Source organism: Chryseobacterium sp. R2ACT005, from assembly GCF_049949215.1.
Lineage (GTDB): Bacteria > Bacteroidota > Bacteroidia > Flavobacteriales > Weeksellaceae > Chryseobacterium.
Genome location: NZ_CP188192.1, coordinates 2,461,337 through 2,480,308 on the forward strand (window position 1 = coordinate 2,461,337; position 18,972 = coordinate 2,480,308).

19 protein-coding genes are annotated in these 18,972 nt (G+C 35.0%); 8 read left to right on the forward strand and 11 right to left on the reverse strand.

Going from position 1 to position 18,972, the window contains the following annotated elements:
- Positions 1 to 11: 11 nt before the first annotated feature.
- The 9 genes from ACPF63_RS11230 to ACPF63_RS11270 form a co-directional block, all read right to left on the reverse strand.
- Positions 12 to 1,187 carry a hypothetical protein gene (locus ACPF63_RS11230; protein WP_426483093.1) on the reverse strand — a complete coding sequence of 392 codons (1,176 nt, stop codon included), beginning with the start codon at positions 1,185 to 1,187 and terminating at the stop codon, positions 12 to 14.
- 71 nt (positions 1,188 to 1,258) lie between these two features.
- Positions 1,259 to 2,191, reverse strand: coding sequence for a phytanoyl-CoA dioxygenase family protein (locus ACPF63_RS11235; RefSeq protein WP_426483094.1), 933 nt, complete (start codon positions 2,189 to 2,191; stop codon positions 1,259 to 1,261).
- 73 nt (positions 2,192 to 2,264) lie between these two features.
- The gene (locus ACPF63_RS11240) at positions 2,265 to 3,179 is read right to left on the reverse strand and encodes a hypothetical protein (RefSeq protein ID WP_077414379.1); all 915 of its coding nucleotides are present in this window, start codon (positions 3,177 to 3,179) and stop codon (positions 2,265 to 2,267) included.
- Positions 3,176 to 3,853 (reverse strand): RadC family protein, encoded by a 678-nt coding sequence (gene radC / locus ACPF63_RS11245; protein WP_077414381.1) that lies wholly within the window; start codon positions 3,851 to 3,853, stop codon positions 3,176 to 3,178. Before radC ends, ACPF63_RS11240 begins: the two co-directional genes overlap by 4 nt.
- A 17-nt stretch (positions 3,854 to 3,870) precedes the next feature.
- Positions 3,871 to 4,383, reverse strand: coding sequence for a murein L,D-transpeptidase catalytic domain-containing protein (locus ACPF63_RS11250; RefSeq protein WP_426483095.1), 513 nt, complete (start codon positions 4,381 to 4,383; stop codon positions 3,871 to 3,873).
- An 82-nt stretch (positions 4,384 to 4,465) separates the two neighbouring features.
- Entirely contained in the window at positions 4,466 to 5,134 is a 669-nt protein-coding gene (locus ACPF63_RS11255) for an ABC transporter ATP-binding protein (RefSeq protein ID WP_047384594.1), read from the reverse strand.
- A gap of 292 nt (positions 5,135 to 5,426) precedes the next feature.
- Complete coding sequence (locus ACPF63_RS11260) at positions 5,427 to 7,022, reverse strand: 2-oxo acid dehydrogenase subunit E2 (RefSeq protein WP_426483096.1); 1,596 nt, start codon at positions 7,020 to 7,022, stop codon at positions 5,427 to 5,429.
- A gap of 86 nt (positions 7,023 to 7,108) precedes the next feature.
- Entirely contained in the window at positions 7,109 to 8,110 is a 1,002-nt protein-coding gene (gene pdhA, locus ACPF63_RS11265; RefSeq protein ID WP_047384590.1) for a pyruvate dehydrogenase (acetyl-transferring) E1 component subunit alpha, read from the reverse strand.
- Between the two features lie 317 nt (positions 8,111 to 8,427).
- On the reverse strand, positions 8,428 to 8,859 hold the full coding sequence (locus ACPF63_RS11270; protein WP_426483097.1) for an NIPSNAP family protein: 432 nt from the start codon (positions 8,857 to 8,859) through the stop codon (positions 8,428 to 8,430).
- A 200-nt stretch (positions 8,860 to 9,059) separates the two neighbouring features.
- Between ACPF63_RS11270 and ACPF63_RS11275 the strand changes: the two genes are divergently transcribed.
- From ACPF63_RS11275 to ACPF63_RS11285, 3 genes are read left to right on the forward strand one after another with little or no spacing between them, the layout of a single operon-like run.
- Positions 9,060 to 9,662, forward strand: a complete 603-nt coding sequence (locus tag ACPF63_RS11275; protein WP_426483098.1) for a phosphatase PAP2 family protein — start codon at positions 9,060 to 9,062, stop codon at positions 9,660 to 9,662.
- Between the two features lie 8 nt (positions 9,663 to 9,670).
- Positions 9,671 to 10,156: a BlaI/MecI/CopY family transcriptional regulator gene (locus ACPF63_RS11280; protein WP_426483099.1), complete on the forward strand. Its 486-nt coding sequence runs from the start codon at positions 9,671 to 9,673 to the stop codon at positions 10,154 to 10,156.
- A gap of 24 nt (positions 10,157 to 10,180) precedes the next feature.
- Positions 10,181 to 11,965, forward strand: a complete 1,785-nt coding sequence (locus ACPF63_RS11285) for a DUF4153 domain-containing protein (protein ID WP_426483100.1) — start codon at positions 10,181 to 10,183, stop codon at positions 11,963 to 11,965.
- A 52-nt stretch (positions 11,966 to 12,017) separates the two neighbouring features.
- Here the strand turns inward: ACPF63_RS11285 and ACPF63_RS11290 are convergent, their stop codons facing one another.
- Together ACPF63_RS11290 and ACPF63_RS11295 are read right to left on the reverse strand one after the other, a co-directional pair.
- A complete protein-coding gene (locus tag ACPF63_RS11290) occupies positions 12,018 to 12,770 on the reverse strand; it encodes a hypothetical protein (protein WP_426483101.1) in 753 nt (250 codons plus the stop codon).
- A gap of 138 nt (positions 12,771 to 12,908) precedes the next feature.
- Positions 12,909 to 13,274 (reverse strand): RNA recognition motif domain-containing protein, encoded by a 366-nt coding sequence (locus tag ACPF63_RS11295; protein WP_047384580.1) that lies wholly within the window; start codon positions 13,272 to 13,274, stop codon positions 12,909 to 12,911.
- 484 nt (positions 13,275 to 13,758) lie between these two features.
- Here ACPF63_RS11295 and ACPF63_RS11300 point away from each other — a divergent pair, with 484 nt between their 5' ends.
- From ACPF63_RS11300 to ACPF63_RS11320, 5 genes are all read left to right on the forward strand, one after another.
- A complete protein-coding gene (locus ACPF63_RS11300) occupies positions 13,759 to 13,878 on the forward strand; it encodes a DUF6157 family protein (RefSeq protein WP_317169713.1) in 120 nt (39 codons plus the stop codon).
- Positions 13,879 to 13,975: 97 nt separating this feature from the next.
- Complete coding sequence (locus ACPF63_RS11305; RefSeq protein ID WP_077414396.1) at positions 13,976 to 14,371, forward strand: acyl-CoA thioesterase; 396 nt, start codon at positions 13,976 to 13,978, stop codon at positions 14,369 to 14,371.
- Positions 14,368 to 14,928, forward strand: a complete 561-nt coding sequence (locus ACPF63_RS11310; RefSeq protein WP_180563513.1) for a helix-turn-helix domain-containing protein — start codon at positions 14,368 to 14,370, stop codon at positions 14,926 to 14,928. The genes ACPF63_RS11305 and ACPF63_RS11310 overlap by 4 nt, the downstream gene beginning before the upstream one ends.
- A 174-nt stretch (positions 14,929 to 15,102) precedes the next feature.
- Positions 15,103 to 17,964, forward strand: coding sequence for a heavy metal translocating P-type ATPase (locus tag ACPF63_RS11315; RefSeq protein ID WP_426483102.1), 2,862 nt, complete (start codon positions 15,103 to 15,105; stop codon positions 17,962 to 17,964).
- Between the two features lie 4 nt (positions 17,965 to 17,968).
- A complete protein-coding gene (locus ACPF63_RS11320) occupies positions 17,969 to 18,700 on the forward strand; it encodes a DUF72 domain-containing protein (RefSeq protein WP_426483103.1) in 732 nt (243 codons plus the stop codon).
- Positions 18,701 to 18,972: the final 272 nt, after the last annotated feature.

Genomic DNA, 18,972 nt, shown 5'->3' on the forward strand with positions numbered 1-18,972 from the left:
AAAATTACTAATTATTTTCCGTCTTCTAAAGAGTTTTTAAAGATATCCACTTTAGAATTTTGTATATAAACTAATGCTAATATAATTATAAGGTAAAAGCCCGACATCATCCTGTTTACCAAGGACGGAAAAACCAGGAATCTCATGATGACAGTTCCATAAATAATTACAAAAAATAAGACCTGAGCCTGTCTTTTTTTATTATAAAGTGAAAAATTATTAGCCAGAATAATGATTATAAAAATCAAAAGAACCGGAAAATACGAAGCGTTGAACTCCAGCATTATTTTACTTTTAATAAAATGAATATAATCTGAAAAAGAAAACGGATCGGGTTGTGAAACAGGGTAAATCTGAACTTTAGTAAACTGATTCATAAAGAGTGCAGACCATGAAACCTGATTAAAAGCCTGTATTAAAAAGAAGGAAAGAAACAGATATCCATATGATATCAATAATGGACCTGTTTTCACCTGCAGCCTGTTTCTATAAAGATAAATAATGCCATACAGAAAAGAATAAAAAATAAAATATTCCGGTCTTGTAAGAATACACAGCATAGCAAAGATTCCCGCAAGAAAGAAATTTTTTCTTACTAAAAATACATAGAAGCTCAAGAGAAGCAACAGACATGATAAAGAATCTGCAGAGACATGCCTGCCTGATTCCAAAAGAGGTTTGAACAGGGAAATTAAAATCGTGATGATAAAAGCAAGACTATAATTTTTCAGAATTTTTATCAAAAAACCGAAAATCAAAATAAGAATCAGGGCGTAAGAAATAGCTGAAATTAAAGAGTTGGAAGCAGATGCACTAAAACCTAATTTAAAGAATGCCCAATTGATAAAATTATAAAAAGGTTTCACTACAAAAAGCTGCAATTCTTCTTCATAGGCTTTAGGATTTTGTGACAATATTTTGTAATAGCTACTTTCACCTTTCGCTACTTCTTTCACCATTGGATCTACAGGTCCTAATCCCGCAAAATCAGGATTCTTTTCCCGTAATTCATCATATACTTTCTGATGAATCTCTTCAATTTTCATTTCGGGATATTCCGTTTTATAAATCAATCCCATATAAGCTTCCATATCAGTATTGTAATAATGGTTGGCATATAGGTAGTATGACATGATGCATACATAGATTGAAAATATAAAAACAAGAATATTCTCCCTTTTTTTCATACGTTGATATTATAAGTATACAAATGTAAAAAAACTATCAACTTCTATTCTTATAAAAAGCTTTTAAAGGATTACAATTCAAACAATGCCGGCCTTTGGGTCACTTCATGATAACAAACGCTATTTTCATCAAAGAAATGATATACAAGGCTCTTTCTAGTTCTGCTCTTATCCGTATGAGGCTCACCGCCATGAAGAATATTGGCATGCCAGATCAATAGATCCCCTTTTTTTGCCTTAAAGACTTCTTTTTTCAATCCCAGCTCTTTTACTTTATCTTCAAGAAATGTTTCATAAGCTCTGTAACTTTTCTTACCGATTTTCAGGGCTGTACCCTCATTATCATAATCAGAATTCAGGAAATAAGGTAATTTATGGCTCTTAGGAATGTAATGAAGAGCACCATTCGTTTCATCCACATCTTCCAACGCAATCCAGACTCCAAGTAATCCTCCCAAAGGGTAAGTCGTCATGTGAATACTATCCGAATGTGTTTTTTGCTGGCTTCCGTTGATGAAATTGATACTTTGGAAAAGTTTAGATTTTCCGTCCAGTAAAACAGATAAAAAGTCTAATAATTCCTTATCACTTCCAATGTTTTTAATAATTTCTGAATGATGAATGGCAAACATCAGTTTTCCCCCGTAAATAAACTTCAGTGTACCATCTTCCATCAGCTTATCAATTTCTGTATTGATTTGATCTGCCGTTTCCGGAGTCAGGAAATTTCTCAAAATCAGATAGCCATTATCATCATACTGAAGAACACTTTCTTTATTTTCTTCCGATAACTTCTTAAAAAAGGGAGTTTCTGTAAGTTTTGCATAATTTACCTTTCTATCACTTGCAGGAAGATGAGCAAAATCTTTACTCGAAATACTTGAAAAATAATTCTTATTGATTCCGTATTTTTTATACAATGGAATATTATGCTTTAATTTATTCTTTTTAAACAAGTTATAAAGCATATATGATAATTTGTACTGACGAATCTGTTGTAACATAAGTGTTTTACTAAGGATTTTATAAAGTTACGGAATATTACTTAATTAGAACCAATCTAAACAATGCTTTTCATCATAAAAATGACTTCCCTCTCATGATAAGATACCCTAATTTTTTAAAGAGGTTCTTTTTTGAATTTTCGATAATTCCGTAAGGTCTTAATTCCGGGCGGAAACCTCTGAAAAATTCTTCAATATTGGGTAGCTCTCCCCCTTCAAAGTCAAAAATATGAGTTTCGATATTATCTTTAATAAGAGTATCAATCAATACTGAAGCTCCAGATAATTTGACGTAATCTTTATCATTAAAATTACCCAAAAGTGCCACCATGTTACAGTCTCTGTAAGTAGCTATTACGTTGATAATCTTGTTTTGATAATAAAAAGCTGTGAACTTCAGGTAATCCAACTTATGAAAACTCTCAAAAATCCTCATGAATTCACACAAATCACCGTCTTTACTCAACCCTATCGTGTGGGCTTCTATAAAAGTCTTTGCTTTGTTAAAAGAAATGGTTTTAACTTCTGATTCTTTTAAAACTTCTTCATCTAAACGAAGTTTTCTTTTTCTTTTGGGAGAATAATTGGCACGTACTTTCTCATAAGCATTGGGATATAATAAAAAATTCTTCTTGATTCTGATCTTCGTTCGAAGCTGGTTTACATCATTGAACGGATAGGCCCTGATCATGTAATTTTTTTCCAGATATTCTAAAAAAGCCTCATTAAGTTCAAGATTATCTTTAACAGAAAAAACACCAAGCTGCTGGCAAAGTTTCGGATTATGAACAATTTTCATCCCATATTTTCTTACAAAAGGGACAGGCATCACAGCCTCATAATCCTTATAAACGAGAATTTCCCATGGCATTGTAGAAGTTATATCTAAAAAATCTTTTGTAGCAGAATATTTTCTTTGTTCGGAATTTTCTAAACATTGAGCATATTTTACAAAATTAATTTCATGGTATTTCAATCTTCTAATCATAATAATCCTGAGTCCGAGAAACTAAAATAGGAATCCTGCGTGACAATAATATGGTCTAAAAGCTGGATACTTAAAGTATTTCCTGCTTCTTTTATTTTTTGTGTAATACTGATATCTTCCCGGCTTGGTTTTAAACTTCCGGAAGGGTGGTTGTGGGCAATGATAATACCCGTTGAAAAATGATCCAGTGCTGTTTTGTACAGAATTCTTACATCTACAATAGATTGGCTTATTCCTCCCTGAGTCAGTTGGGAAACATGAATCACTTTGTTGCTGTTGTTAAGGAAAATAGCCCAGAACTCTTCTGTTCTTAAGTCAGAAAGCTGGTTTTGAAGAATAAGATAAGCATCATTACTGTTACCAATTACTGCTTTTTCAGGAATTTCCTGTACCGTTCTTCTTTTTCCGATTTCTAAAGCTGAAATAATTGAAATCGCTTTTGTGACTCCAATCCCTTTGAATTTCATCAGATCTTTAGCAGAAAGTAAGCTCAACTGATGCCAGCTGTTATTAACAGAGGCTAAAATTTTCCGTGATAGTTCCAGAGCATCTTCTTCTCTATTTCCACTTCCCATAATAATAGCCAGCAGCTCAGAATCAGAAAGTGAGCTTTTGCCTTTCTGCAAAAACTTTTCTCTGGGTCTGTCATCTTCTGCAAGAAATTTTATAGCCATGAAAAAAAGATTATGAATTAATAAAATGCATACAGGATCATCGGCTTAGTCGACTGATCAACATATATTGCTGTTTCTTTCAGAGCATTCACCGAAAGCATCGGACATCCTAAGCTTAAACATGCCGGAGTCTGAGATTCCACATCCGGAATGCATCCGTAGGAATGAAGGACAATTGCCCTCTGCATTGCATTGCTGTTCGTAGAATCAAGCCCTTTTAACCGGTAAGCTTTACCAAACTTTCCTACATAGCTTTCTCCAATGACATATTTTCCCAGAGACGACTGATAGGAACCTTCAATATTACTGAATTTTAAAGCATCAGACCGTGGAATGACTGAACCTGAACCATGGGAAACAACGGCCTGTTGTACAATTGTATTATTTTTCAGGTTATAAATGAAATAACGGTATTTCCCGGAAGGTATCTTAAAGTTGATAAAAACAGCCAATTCCTGATTATACTCTTTCCCTTTAATATAGTTTTTAATTTCCGAAATCCTTGCCTGAGGCACATGCAGTGAATTCAACTGCTGGGATTCAGCTTTTGAACAGGAAATTAAAATTATAAAAAGAAAAATAAGGTGTTTCATCATCTGCTATTGTATACTTCTATTCTATGATCATTCCGTCTTTCATAACGAGCTTGCGGTCTGTAATTTCTGCAAGATTCGGGTTATGGGTTACAATCACAAAGGTTTGGTTGTATTTGTCTCTAAGATCAAAAAACAATCTGTGAAGATCATCTGCATTTTTAGAATCCAGGTTACCTGTAGGTTCATCTGCAAAAATGATTTTCGGTGAGTTGATTAAAGCTCTTGCTACAGCTACCCTTTGCGCTTCTCCACCTGAAAGCTGATTGGGTTTATGCTGTAGTCTCTGTTCTATTTTTAAATCTTCGAATAAAGCATAAGCTTTTTCAAGTGCTTCTTTTTCATTGGCTCCGGCAATTTTTGTCGGAAGCAATACATTTTCCAGCGCTGTAAACTCAGGAAGAAGCTGATGAAACTGAAATACAAAACCGATATTCTGGTTTCTGAACTTTGAAAGCTGTTTATCATTCATATTAATAAATGATTCTCCTGCTATTTCAATTTCAGTATCATATTTGTTGGATTGACTCGGATGATCCAGCGTTCCTAAAATCTGCAGTAACGTAGATTTACCTGCTCCTGATTCTCCAACAATAGAAACTACCTCGCCCATTTTGATATGGATATCAACTCCTTTCAGTACTTCTAAATTCCCATAAGATTTATGGATATTTCTTGCTTTAATCATGATTCAAAAATAGTGAATTGCCTTCAAATAAAAAACCGCTTTTTGAAGCGGTTTGTATTTTATTTTACTTTTATTACGATTAGATTTTCTTCATCCATTTATATAGGTCTTTTCTATTAATTTTTTTAATTATTTTCTTCATGTTTTAGCTATAAAACGCATGTAAAAAAGTATTTTCTCTTTTTCAGAGTTTATTTCCTTCCTATAAGTTTATTAAGAATCTGCATTTTAATGTAGCCAAAACAAAAAAACCTCCCAAGCTGGGAGGTTTCAATATTTTCATTTCAGAAAATTACAGTAACAATGTTAATGGACTTTCTAAATATGTTCTTAATGTCTGTAAGAATTGAGCACCTGTAGCACCATCTACAACTCTGTGGTCACATGCCAATGAAAGTTTCATTGTGTTTCCAACTACGATCTGACCATCTTTTACGATTGGTTTCTCGATAATTGCTCCTACTGAAAGGATGGCAGAGTTTGGCTGATTGATGATACTTGTAAAGGTTTCGATTCCGAACATTCCTAAGTTGGAAATAGAGAATGTAGATCCTTCCATTTCGTTAGCCTTAAGACCTTTGCTCTTAGCTCTTGAAGCCATATCTTTTACGGATGCAGAAATCTGTGTATATGTCATCTGATCTGTATTTTTCAATACAGGCACTACCAATCCGTCAGGAATAGCTACTGCTACACCAATATTGATATTTCCTCTGTGGATGATCTTATCACCTGCCCAGCTTGAATTTACCTGAGGGTGTTTTCTTAAAGCAATTGCAGTTGCTTTAATGATCATATCATTGAAAGAGATTTTAGTATCAGGTAAAGAATTGATTTCTTTTCTTGCTTCAATAGCTTTATCCATGTTGATCTCAACCATCAGATAGTAATGAGGAGCAGAGAATTTACTTTCAGAAAGACGTTTTGCAATAATATTTCTTACCTGAGAGTTTGGAGTCTCGGTGTCTTCACCCTGTACAAAGCTTACTGCAACCGGAGCAGCACTTGCTGTTGGAGCTGAAGCAGCTGGTTTTGCAGCTGGCTGATAGTTTTCGATATCTTTTTTAACGATTCTTCCATTTTCACCAGATCCTTGAACACTGTGGATATCAACCCCTTTATCCTGAGCCATTTTCTTAGCCAGTGGAGAGATTGCTACTCTGTCAGAAGATGAAGAGTCTGCAGCAGGAGCCGCTTTTTCTTCTGTTTTAACTTCTGCTTTCTGTTCAGCCGGTTTTTCAGTTGATACAGCTTCAGCTTTTGGAGCTCCTACAGCAGAAACATCTGTTCCTGCAGGACCAATGATTGCTAATACAGAATCAACCGGAGCAGCACCTCCTTCTTCTACACCCTGCTTCAATAATACGCCATTGAATTCAGATTCGAAATCCTGTACTGCTTTATCTGTTTCGATCTCAGCAAGAAGATCACCTTCTTTTACTGTATCTCCTACATTTTTGTGCCATTTAGCTACTTTACCTTCTGTCATTGTATCAGAAAGTCTTGGCATTGTAATAACTTCTACTCCAGCCGGAACTTCCGCAGCAACAGGGGCAGCAGTTTCTGCTTTAGGCTGTTCTTCTGATTTTTTTTCTTCAGTTCCTTCAGCGGGAGCAGCAGCTCCACCTGTCAATCCTGAAATATCTTCTCCTTCATTCCCGATAATAGCCAAAACAGAGTCTACAGCAGCAGCGCCTCCTTCTTCTACGCCTACGTATAAAAGGGTACCTTCTATTTCAGATTCAAAATCCTGAACAGCTTTATCGGTTTCAATTTCCGCTAAAATATCTCCTTCTTTTACTTTATCTCCTACTTTTTTATGCCATTTTGCCACTTTACCTTCCGTCATAGTGTCGGATAGGCGGGGCATCGTAATTACTTCTGCCATAATTTTCTAATATGATAATTTGTTAATGTAATGATGAGAGAATTAAAAAATCTAATTCATTTTCAAATTCTCAAATTATCTAATTATTAATTTTCTAATTTGTCTAGGAATGGATAGTTTTCCTGAGCATATACATACTCATAGATCTTTTCTGCCTCTGGATATGGAGAATTTTCCATAAATTCAATACACTCCTCAACGAAGTCTCTTGATTTATTATCCATCGCTTCCAAGTCTGCTTCCGTAGCCCATCCGTTTTCTAAAATTCTATGTTTTACAAGCTCAATTGGGTCATCGTTTTTATGAATAGCCACTTCTTCTTTAGATCTGTATGGCTCAGCATCAGACATAGAGTGTCCTCTGTAGCGGTATGTTCTTGCTTCAATGAATGTAGGTCCATCTCCTCTTCTTGCTCTTTCAATAGCCTCATAAGCAGCTTCAGCTACTTTTTCAGGATCCATTGCATCTACAGCAAGACAAGGCATTTCGTATCCTAATCCTAGTTTATAGATATCTTCATGGTTGGCTGTTCTTTTTACAGAAGTTCCCATTGCATATTGGTTGTTTTCTACCACAAATACTACAGGAAGTTTCCAGTTCATCGCCATATTGAATGTCTCATGTAAAGAACCTTGTCTTGCAGCTCCATCTCCGAAGAAACAGATATTCACTGCTTTTCTGTCGAAATATTTATCTGCAAAAGCAATCCCTGCACCCAAAGGAATTTGTCCTCCAACGATACCGTGTCCTCCGTAAAAACGGTGTTCTTTACTGAAAATGTGCATAGATCCACCCATACCTCCGGATGTACCTGTAGCTTTACCGCAAAGTTCAGCCATGATTCTTTTGGGATCTACTCCCATCGCCATTGGATGGATGTGACATCTGTAAGCAGTAATCATACTATCCTTTGTCAGATCCATGGCATGCGTGAATCCTGCAGGAATAGCCTCCTGACCGTTATACAAATGTAAAAATCCTCTGATCTTTTGTTTTAGGTAAAGAGAACGGCATTTGTCTTCAAACCTTCTCCACATTGTCATATCTTCATACCACTTCAGGTATACCTCTTTAGAAAATTCTTTCATGTGTTAGCTCTTGCTTTTTTATGATGAAATAGTTGAGCAAAATTATGAAAAAAACTTTGTTTTTATTCTATACATAGATAACTTTTCGTTTTTTCTGTAAAATCTATTTGCAGGCCGAATGGATTATTCTTAATTTTCGACCCCTTGAAAGACTGATGAAGCGGCGCTTTATCCGTTACATTCTTACCATGATATATAAGGAATCAGCCTATCCATATGGTTTTTCTGAAACAATACATAATTCGGAGATATCAGGATTTGGTACTTTTTGCGCCCCTGTTTCTTTCCTCTTTAATTATTGTTAATATATCTTTTGGTTATTTCAAGAGCTTCTTTTCCGGGGAAAAATCTGTAAGTTTCAGGGTTCTATCTTCAATTTCATTAACGAAATTACCATATTGTTTTGCTGTTCTCGCTTTAATCTCCTTCCATTCTTTATCTGCCATAAATCCTTCCCACGCTGTTTTCATTGTATATTCATCTTTCCACTCAAGCAGGTAAACAAATTCTGTTTTTTCCCTGAATTCCGATTCCCAGATCGATACAATAGTAAAACCATATTTCTTCATTATCCTGAGTGCATGATCCCTGAAGCGGTCCAGAAAAACCTGCTTATTCTTTTTGGGAACTTCATAAATTCTTAACTGATGCACAGGAGCTGGCAGTGCAGAAGTATTTTCCTGAGAAAGCTTTTGTCCAAAAGTAAAACAACCTGCAATTATCAGGAAGAATGTGAATAAATGTTTCATGATATAAGATTAAAACTGGTTAGTTAAAGGTATACATTTTCGGCAAAATTTAATATTAATTTAAAAAAGCTGAAAAAAAAATTATTTATCAAAAGCAACTGACATTGAGTCGTTTTCAGATAATCCAGCACCTTTCACCCCTCTGCTTTTTCGTTTGGTTTTTGAGGTTATATTGGTATATTTGGTTTTTAAATTTGATTATGGAAGAAAAGCAGTCTTCATTATTACACAAAATTTCAAAAGTCATCTCCGATTTTTTCAATCCTCTGGTCTCTCTGATCATTTTTTTCATATATATGAGTATCAGGGAATACACTCTTAAAGATTCTATGATGTACTTCATTCCCATATTAGCAATGATTATTATTCCAGTTGTCATTTGGCTGGTATGGAATGTGAAAACAGGAAGATATACCAATATGGATGTATCCAACCGGGTTCAAAGAAAAACACTGTATATATTTATAGCAGTCTGTGTGGTTGCTTATCTTCTTTTCCATTACATCAGAAACGGATCTGTTGATCTTGTCATGCTGTTTATTTTAATTCTTCTTTTTGCGTTACAGATCAGCAATCTTTTCATTAAAAGCTCGATGCATACCGCATTCAATATATTTGTAGCAGCATTATTTTTTAGCCTCAACTGGAAAATGGGTCTGCTATGGCTGGGAATTGCCACTTTGGTCGGGATTACCCGCGTTATTTTAAAAAGACATACCGTAAAAGAAGTATTTATGGGAGCTGGAATAGCTTTTATGGTATCTTTTATCTATCTTTATTGCAATATTCAATTTCAACATTAGAATCCTCTATGAAAATAAATCATCTTACTGCCGCAGAAGAAAACTTTATGAAGCTGTTTTGGAAAATGGAATCTTTCTATCTGAAGGACGTTATGGAACAGCATCAGGAACCTAAACCACACCAGAATACAGTTTCAACTTATTTGAAAATATTGGTTGAGAAAGGCTATCTATCTACCGTAAAAGAAGGAAGAATTTTCAAATATACAGTGCTTGTTCCTTTGGAAGTATATAAAAAATTTCTATTGAAAGAACTTTCGCATACCTTCTTTAATAATTCGGGGAAGGAAATCCTGGAGCTTTTATTAAGTGAAAAATTAATTTCCAAGGAAGATATGAAAGGATATTTTGATCTGAAAATCGAAATAAAACCAGCAAAGATTGAAGAACCGAAGTTTGAAATTGCTGAAGAAATCTTAAGTCCTAAAAAAGAAAAGAAAACCAAAGGAAAAGACAAGGACAAAGACAAAAAGAAAAAGAAGAAAAAAGATTAATCTTACTCTCAAAAACACCAAATCATGAAAACAAAATTCCAGGAAACATTAAGCCGGGCTAACGAGGTCATTTTCCGTTATCCAATGGTTCTGACAGTGGCTTTATTAGCTGCAATTGGTGCCATCTGCATTGTTGAAACAGAGCTTGAACAAGTTACAACATATATAAAGTTCACTATTTGTGCCTGTCTCGGTATTTCACTGATGTTTGCCCTGAAAATGGTATCACAGAGAATCGGGAAAGAATTATTATTACACTTATGTGGTAGTGCTTTTCTTATTGGGTTCTATTATATCCTGCCTGATAAAAAGAATAATTTCACCGAAGTTTACGCTTATATTATTGCAATTACAGCCCTTCTCTCCCACTTATTGGTTTCTTTTATTCCGTTTCTTCAAAAAGACAGAGAGCTCAGATTCTGGCAGTATAACAAAAATCTTTTTGTCAATTTCTTCCTTACTGTTGTATTCACAGGCGTTTTGACCAGCGGAGTTGAATTGGCCATTTTAGCTGTTGATAAACTTTTTGATTTTCATTTTCATCACAGAATTTATACAGATACATTTTTTGTTCTGGCTATTTTCGGGAGCAGTTTCATTTTTCTTTTATTCAGTGATAAAGGCTTAAATAATCTTGAAAAAGATGGGACATATCCTGTTGTTTTAAAGTTTTTCACTCAGTTTATCTTAATCCCGCTGCTGCTTATTTATGTAGCAATTCTTTATTTTTATTCTTTTAAAATCCTGATCAACTGGCAGCTTCCAAGAGGCTGGGTTTCTTATCTTGTTTTAGCCTACAGCATTGTCGGGATTCTGGCATTGCTTCTGGTACATCCATTAAAAGAAGAAAATGCAAAATCATGGGTTAAGATATTTTCAAAGGCATTTTACTATACTATTGTTCCTTTGATCATCTTGCTTTTCACGGCTATTTTCACAAGAATTCTGGAGTATGGCTATACAGAACCGAGATACTTTGTTTTCCTTCTTGCACTTTGGCTGCTCAGCATTGTTGTTTACTTTATTTTCAATAGAAAGGCAACAATAAAGTTTATTCCGGTCAGCTTATTTTTATTTGGAGCTTTTGCTTTAATCTTCCCTTACTTTAATGCTTTCAGTGTTGCCAAGAGAAGTCAGAAGACAGAACTGATGAATATTTTAAATCAAAATCAGTTAATCAGTGCCGGTAAAATTAATTTTAATAAAAAAGTTACAGATACAATCCGTAATGAAATTGCTGATAAATTTGAATTTCTGGCAGAGAGAAAACAAGGTGAATTTTTATCAAGTCTCCTGAATAAAAAAGATCAGAATGAGTTATCTGATAATATTGAAAAGGGTACATTTTACAGCATCAATTATACTATTCAAAATAAATTTTCGGATGTAAATATCACCGTTAAAAATAGACCTTACGAACTGAACAGAATCGTTCTTGTTCCTGAAAAACAAATTATAGGAATCGAAAACTATCAGTATTTACTTTCTTTCCATCGTTACAGCAGCGACCCGCAGAAACTGAATGAAGATCAGTTTGAACTTATAGATCAGCTGACTGATAAATCTTCACTGAGACTGAGATTAAATTCTAAAGAAGAGGTAGATTTTGGACCGAAAATCATTCAGTTATTTGAAGAAAATAAAAACAAAAACGGCACCGTAAAAGTTCCTGATATAGCAATGGAGTCTGATTTGGGCAAGTACCATGTCAAGCTTATTTTCAGTGAAATTACAAAAGAAAAATATTCCGATAATGAGCTGGCCAGCATTTATTATGAGAATGTTTATATTCTGATAAGATTAAAATAATAAAAAAGACTGCCACAGGGACAGTCTTTTTTTATTGTATATAGAAAATGTTTTATCTATTGGTTCCGGAACTCCATAGTGGAGTATAATCGCTGTAGATCACCAGGTTTCCGTCATTTTGTACAGAAAGCTTATTCGCTCCTCTACGGGAAGTATTTGAACTCCAGACAGGTTTATTATAAGAATCATATACAACAAGGTTTCCATCAGCTTGAAATTCAGCTCTGCTTCCTTTGTTATCTGTTCCGGCTGCCCAGATTACATCACCGCTATCATAGGATAAAACCAGATTTCCATCATTTTGGAAACCTAAATAATAGTTGCCATTAGGAGAAAATACTTTTTCCCCTTTGCGAAATCTGTGTCCTGTATTTACATTACCATTTCCGCGACCGAAGCCATTATTTCTTCCGCCATTTTTTAAATCGCTTTTTGACGCCCATAAAGGATTTGAACCATTATAAATCACAAGATTACCGTCATCCTGAACAGTTAACCTTTCTGCTCTTCTGCCATTGGTATTAGAACTGAAAGCCACTCCATTTCCCGGAGTATAAACTACTAAGTTTCCATCCTCCTGAAAAACTGCTCTTACTCCCTTATTATTTGTTTTGGCATCCCACATTGAGGCACCAGCTCTATTGTATAAAACAAGGTTGCCATCATTCTGAAAAATCAGATAATATCGGTTGTTACTCGCCCAATACTTTCTGTTTTGCTCTAGGCTCTGACCCGTATAAATGTTTTGTGCATTGATTAATAATCCACCAAACACCATCATTAATGCTAATAAATGTTTTTTCATTATAATTACTTTTTGATTGATTGATAATTTTCTAAAATTATGCCAAAACACCTCAATATTTCAATACAAACTCTAATCAAATGATTTACTGGAAATTAAATTACATAAAAAAAGCGGCTTAAAGCCGCTTCATATTTTTTACCAACGATTTCCGCCGCCTCCGCCACGGTTGTTGTTACCACCACCATAGCCTCCGCCACGGTTGTTGTTACCACCACCATAACCTCCGCCACGGTTGTTGTCGAAGCTTCTTCTTGGTTTTTCTTCTCTAGGCTTAGCCTCAGATACGTTTAGAGCTTTTCCGTTGAATTCTTTTTGATTAAGAGCTTCAATAGCCTGCTGTCCTTCTTCATCACCCATCTCTACGAAACCGAAACCTCTAGAACGACCAGTTTCTCTGTCTGTAACGATTTTAGCTGATGATACATCACCAAATTCTGCGAATAGATCGTGCAACTCATACTCTTTAGTTGCGTAATTGATGTTTGAAACAAAAATGTTCATTTTAAATAAATTAAAAAATTAATAAAAATTTGGTATATAAAAGAAAAACAACATAAATTAATGAACAAATATTGATTCCAAATATAAACGTATGCAAGATACAATTAAAAATTTCAAATCAAAGCTTTTTTTACATATTTCTCACATTATGTTGAATCTCAAAAGTTAAAAACAACCAAACAATAATAAAACATGTTGATTTACAAGTGATTATATTTGTAAATTCATTATTATAAAATTAGTTAATTTTTTTTAAATAAAAAAATATTAGACATCTATAACTTTGATAATCCACAAGATAGAATTATATTCATAAGATCTCTTACTAGCTGGATTCAATAAAAACATCAATTAAATGTCAGAAAATGAAACAATACACTACTAATTATATGAACACCTTTATTGAAACAGCCGAAGCCTGCCCTGTTTCCCAGGCCAGGCCTGCCTTTGATCTTCTCCTTTAGTTAAAAGATATGGATTCGGAATCCATCATAATAAAGATAAGAAAGTTGCCCTGTTCCCTATAGAAAGTAAAGAATATCAGGATTTCCTGAATGACACTTCTGCCACAAAAACAAAAGCCATGCGCTCCAAAAGAAAATGATTGAGAAAATGAATCATTATTTTCAGATCAATAAATGCTATTCTTTTGAAAACATCAGCTTTTAACACTAAATTTGTGCTACAAATTATTAAAAGATATGAACTACCATACCAGAAAATGGGTAAAACCTGAAGACTTAAATCCTAATCACTCTCTTTTCGGAGGAAGACTCCTTCAATGGATCGATGAAGAGGCAGCATTATATGCCATTATCCAGTTGGAAAACACAAAAGTGGTAACCAAATTTATCTCAGAAATTAATTTCGTAAGTTCTGCTAAGCAGGGTGACATTATAGAAATAGGAATTGAGGCAACTCATTTCGGTTCCTCCTCTGTTACTTTAAGATGTGATGTACGAAATAAGATGACTCACCAAACCATTATTACTGTAGAAAAAATCGTAATGGTAAACCTGGATGCGGAAGGCAATCCTTCTGCTCATGGCAAAACCCAGATTGAATTCGTAAAAGACAGGTTAAACAGCAGTCTATGAAAATTTTCATAAAAAATATGGTCTGCAACAGGTGCATTGCGGCAGTAGAAACCATCTTCCGTAATGCAGATGTAAAAACAAGCGTCGTCTTATTAGGTGAAGCAGAAACAGAAACTGAAGTTTCTCCTGAAAAAATGCAGGCCATAGAAAAAGAACTGCTTAATACTGGTTTTGAAAGAATTATGGATTCTTCACATCAGATTATTGAAAAAATCAAAAACCTGATCATTATAAAGATCAGCGACCTTGATATTGCTGAAGACTTTCTGCTTTCAGAATTTTTAAGTTCAAAACTTCATAAGGACTACAGTGCACTTTCAAAAACATTTTCACAAAACGAAAATATCACCTTAGAACAATTCTTTATTCTTCAGAAAATTGAAAAGGTAAAAGAGCTTCTTCTCTATAATGAATTCAACCTTACTGAAATTGCCGGAAAGCTTGGCTATAAAAGCGTTCAGCACCTTTCATCCCAATTCCGGAATATAACCGGATTCACCCCCACTGAATTCAAAAAGCTTAAAGAGCACAACCGCAAAGCACTTGATAATCTATAAGTAAGAACATTTGAGAGTATTTGGGTGAAGGAGTTATATATTTCTATTTCATTTACAAATGCTCTCCCCTTGCAACACTCCTATTCCTCCAACCTAATTTTATAACTATTATCCTTAAATTTATAACAACCTTAGCATTCCATTTTGGAAATTTGTAGTATAAATTTAAGAATCATGGAACAACAGTATAAAATACTCGGAATGACCTGTTCCGGCTGCCAGAAAAAGATTTCAAATCAACTGAACAGTGTTGAAGGTGTTCAAGCCGATGTCAATCTGGAAAACAATACCGCAACAATTATCTCTGATCATGAAGTAAAACTTTCAGTTTTAAACGATGCTTTGGCAGAAATAGGAAAATACAGACTTGAAGATCCGAATAATCCAGAGAAAGCCTTTATAAAACCTCAGGACCGTGTATCACCGTCTTCTGTATACTATTGTCCAATGGAGTGCGAAGGAGATAAAGTATATTTCAAACAAGGCGAAAGATGCCCTGTCTGCAAAATGTACCTGGTACCTATTGAAGAAAAACTGGCCAAAGATCCCAATCATAAGCCAACTTTTTCCGCAACCAACCTTCCCGGAAACTTTAAAGACAGTATCGGAAAATACTATTGCCCTATGTTTTGTGAAGGTGATAAAGTGTACGATGAAAAAGGAGACTGTCCTGTCTGCCATATGCATTTAGAACCAATCACAGAAGAGCTTATTCAAAAAGGAGGTTCACACCAGCATCATTCTCACTCCCACGCTCATCATCATGATCACCACAGTCATAACCATGATGCTCCCAAAGTAACTGATGAAATGGCTGGCAGATATTACTGTCCTATGTATTGTGAAGGTGATAAAACCTATGATTCCAACGTAGGATGTCCCGTCTGCGGTATGGATCTGGTAAAGTATCCGGAAAAGAAAACCGCAAAATACACATGCCCTATGCACCCGGAAATCGTTCGTGACGAACCGGGAGACTGTCCGATCTGTGGAATGGATCTCGTAAGAATGCCGGACAGCGGCGATGATGAAGAGGATGAAACCTATAATATATTAAAGAGAAAGTTTATTACTTCATTGGCATTTACCATTCCTGTTTTCATTCTATCAATGGGCGGAATGTTTATCAATTTTCCTTTTTCTCATCAGATTCAGGGATTTATTGAACTTGCTTTAACTCTTCCGGTGATGTTTTATTCCGGATGGTTTCTTCTGAAAAGAGGCTGGGTTTCTTTTAAAACATGGAATCTCAATATGTTCAGCCTTATTGCACTGGGTGTAGCTGCCGCATTTATTTTCAGTATTGTTGCTTTAGTATTTCCGGATATTATTCCGCATGAAATTCGTGGCCACAATCATGAAATCCCATTATATTTTGAAGCAGTCTGTGTGATTTTAACCCTTGTTATTTTAGGCCAGTTAATGGAAGCTGCCGCTCATAAGAAAACAGGTAATGCCATCAAGGAGCTGATGAATCTTTCACCAGATGAAGCCAACCTTATTGTAAATGGTGAAGAAAAGAAAGTACTGCTTTCTCAGGTGAAAATCGGAGATTTATTAAAAGTAAAACCAGGTGAAAAAATTCCTGTGGACGGAAAAATTACTGAAGGAAATTCTATCGTAGACGAAAGTATGATCACAGGTGAACCTGTTCCTGTTGAAAAAAATATAGATGATAAGGTGTCTTCGGGAACGATAAATGGTAATCAGGTATTCATAATGAAAGCTGAGAAAGTAGGTGATGAAACACTGCTTTCACAGATCATTAAAATGGTCAATGAAGCCAGCAGAAGCAAAGCTCCAATCCAGAAACTTACTGATAAAGTTTCGAAGGTGTTTGTTCCCGTGGTCATTCTTATTGCGGTACTTACCTTTATCCTGTGGCAGTTTTTTGGCCCGGAAGGAAAAAGAACCTTATTTGCATTTGTGAACGCTGTTGCTGTTTTAATTGTAGCATGTCCGTGTGCCCTGGGGCTGGCAACTCCTATGTCCTTAATGGTAGGAATCGGGAAAGGTGCCAAAAACGGAATCCTGATCAAAAATGCTGAAGCTCTTGAACAAATGAATAAAGTAAATGTTCTGATCACCGATAAAACAGGTACTTTAACGGAAGGAAAACCATCTGTAGAATATATTGAAACAGTAACCGGAGATCAGCATCAGATTTTAAAACTTGCCTTTTCTCTGAATCAAAACTCAGAACATCCACTTTCCAATGCGGTCATAAAAAGAGCAAAAGAAGAAAGTATAACTTCTGAAAAAGTAAATCAGTTTGAAAACATTTCAGGAAAAGGAGTAAAAGGAAATATTAATGGTAAAACAGCTTATTTAGGAAATGAAAATCTGTTGACCTCACATCATATCGCCATTCCGGAAAGTTTAAAACAAAAAGCCGTGCAAGTACAGTCAAAGGCACATACAATCTCTTATATCGCACAGGATCAGCAGGTACTTGGCTTCATAAGTTTCACGGATAAAATTAAAGAAAGCTCCAAAAAAGCAGTTAAACAGCTGATGAGCGAAGGAATTGATGTAATTATGATGACCGGAGATAATGAGCACACTGCCAAAGCTGTTGCAGATGAATTAGGAATCAAACATTTCAAAGCCAACTGTCTTCCGGAAGATAAGCTGAATGAGGTAAAAAGACTGCAGCAACAAGGTAAGATCGTTGCTATGACCGGAGACGGAATCAATGACTCTCCTGCCCTTGCCCAATCTAATGTAGGAATCGCCATGGGAACAGGAACTGATGTAGCCATTGAAAGCGCTGAAATTACTTTGTTAAAAGGAGATATTCTGGGTGTTGCAAAAGCGAAATTATTAAGTGAAAAGCTTCTCAAAAACATTAAAGAAAACTTATTCTTTGCATTTATCTATAATGTATTGGGAGTTCCGGTAGCGGCAGGATTATTGTATCCATTCTTTGGAATTCTGTTATCACCTATGATTGCAGCTGCTGCAATGAGCATCAGTTCCCTCTCAGTGATTCTGAATTCATTGAGATTAAACTCCGTGGATCTGGATAAAAAATAACATCATGACAAAAGAAAATCTTTACATAGGGTGTTCAGGATTTTATAATAACGACTGGAAAGGGTCTTTATATCCTGAAAATGCCCCAAGTAAAGATTTTCTTTCTTTATATTCAAAAACATTCAACACCGTAGAAATCAATTCTACCTTTTATAGAAAACCCACCTCAAAAACACTTTTGAAATGGTATGATGAAACTCCCCATTCTTTTAGGTTTTTCATTAAAATTCCAAAATCTATCACCCATCTAAACCGTCTTGAAAATTCAAAAGAAGAGATTGGAGTGTTCTGCAGTCATATTCAAAGCCATCTGAAGGACAAACTCTCCGGATTTCTATACCAGCTTCCTCCTTCTTTTAAAAACACTCCGGAAAATATAGAACATATCATCAGTTCTATTGATCATACGTTTCTGAACGTCATTGAATTCCGGCACAACTCATGGTGGCAAAAAGAAATCTTTGATATGCTGGAAGATCTTGGTATTGTTTTTTCCGGTGTAAGTTTTCCGGCTGAGCTCCCTGAAGATATGATTGTTAACCATCCAGCCATACTCTATTACAGACTTCACGGTAAGCCTGTCCTTTACAAATCTGAATACAGTGAAACCTTTTTGGATGAACTTGCCGGAAAAATTAAAAACTCCCAGCAAACCGCTTTTATATTCTTTAATAATACCTGGGGAACTGCGGCCATTAAAAATTCCCTGTACTTAAAAAGCATTTTAGAAAAATAATTACCTTTTATTGTAACAATCTGATTCTACACCTAAAATAATTCCCCATTATATGAATAATATTGAAATACCAACAAATATAGAGGAAAACTATTAGTTTCATATTTATAAATGTTAAAATTTAAAGAAAACCAAATCATAACTCCACAATTCATCAGGTAATGGAAATACCCTTTAAAATAAAGTTCTTAAAATAAACTTAAAAAGAAAAAACATGTACAGCATGGCATGTAATTTGTTAACTTTCAACTGTTATTTTTAACGATTTTTAA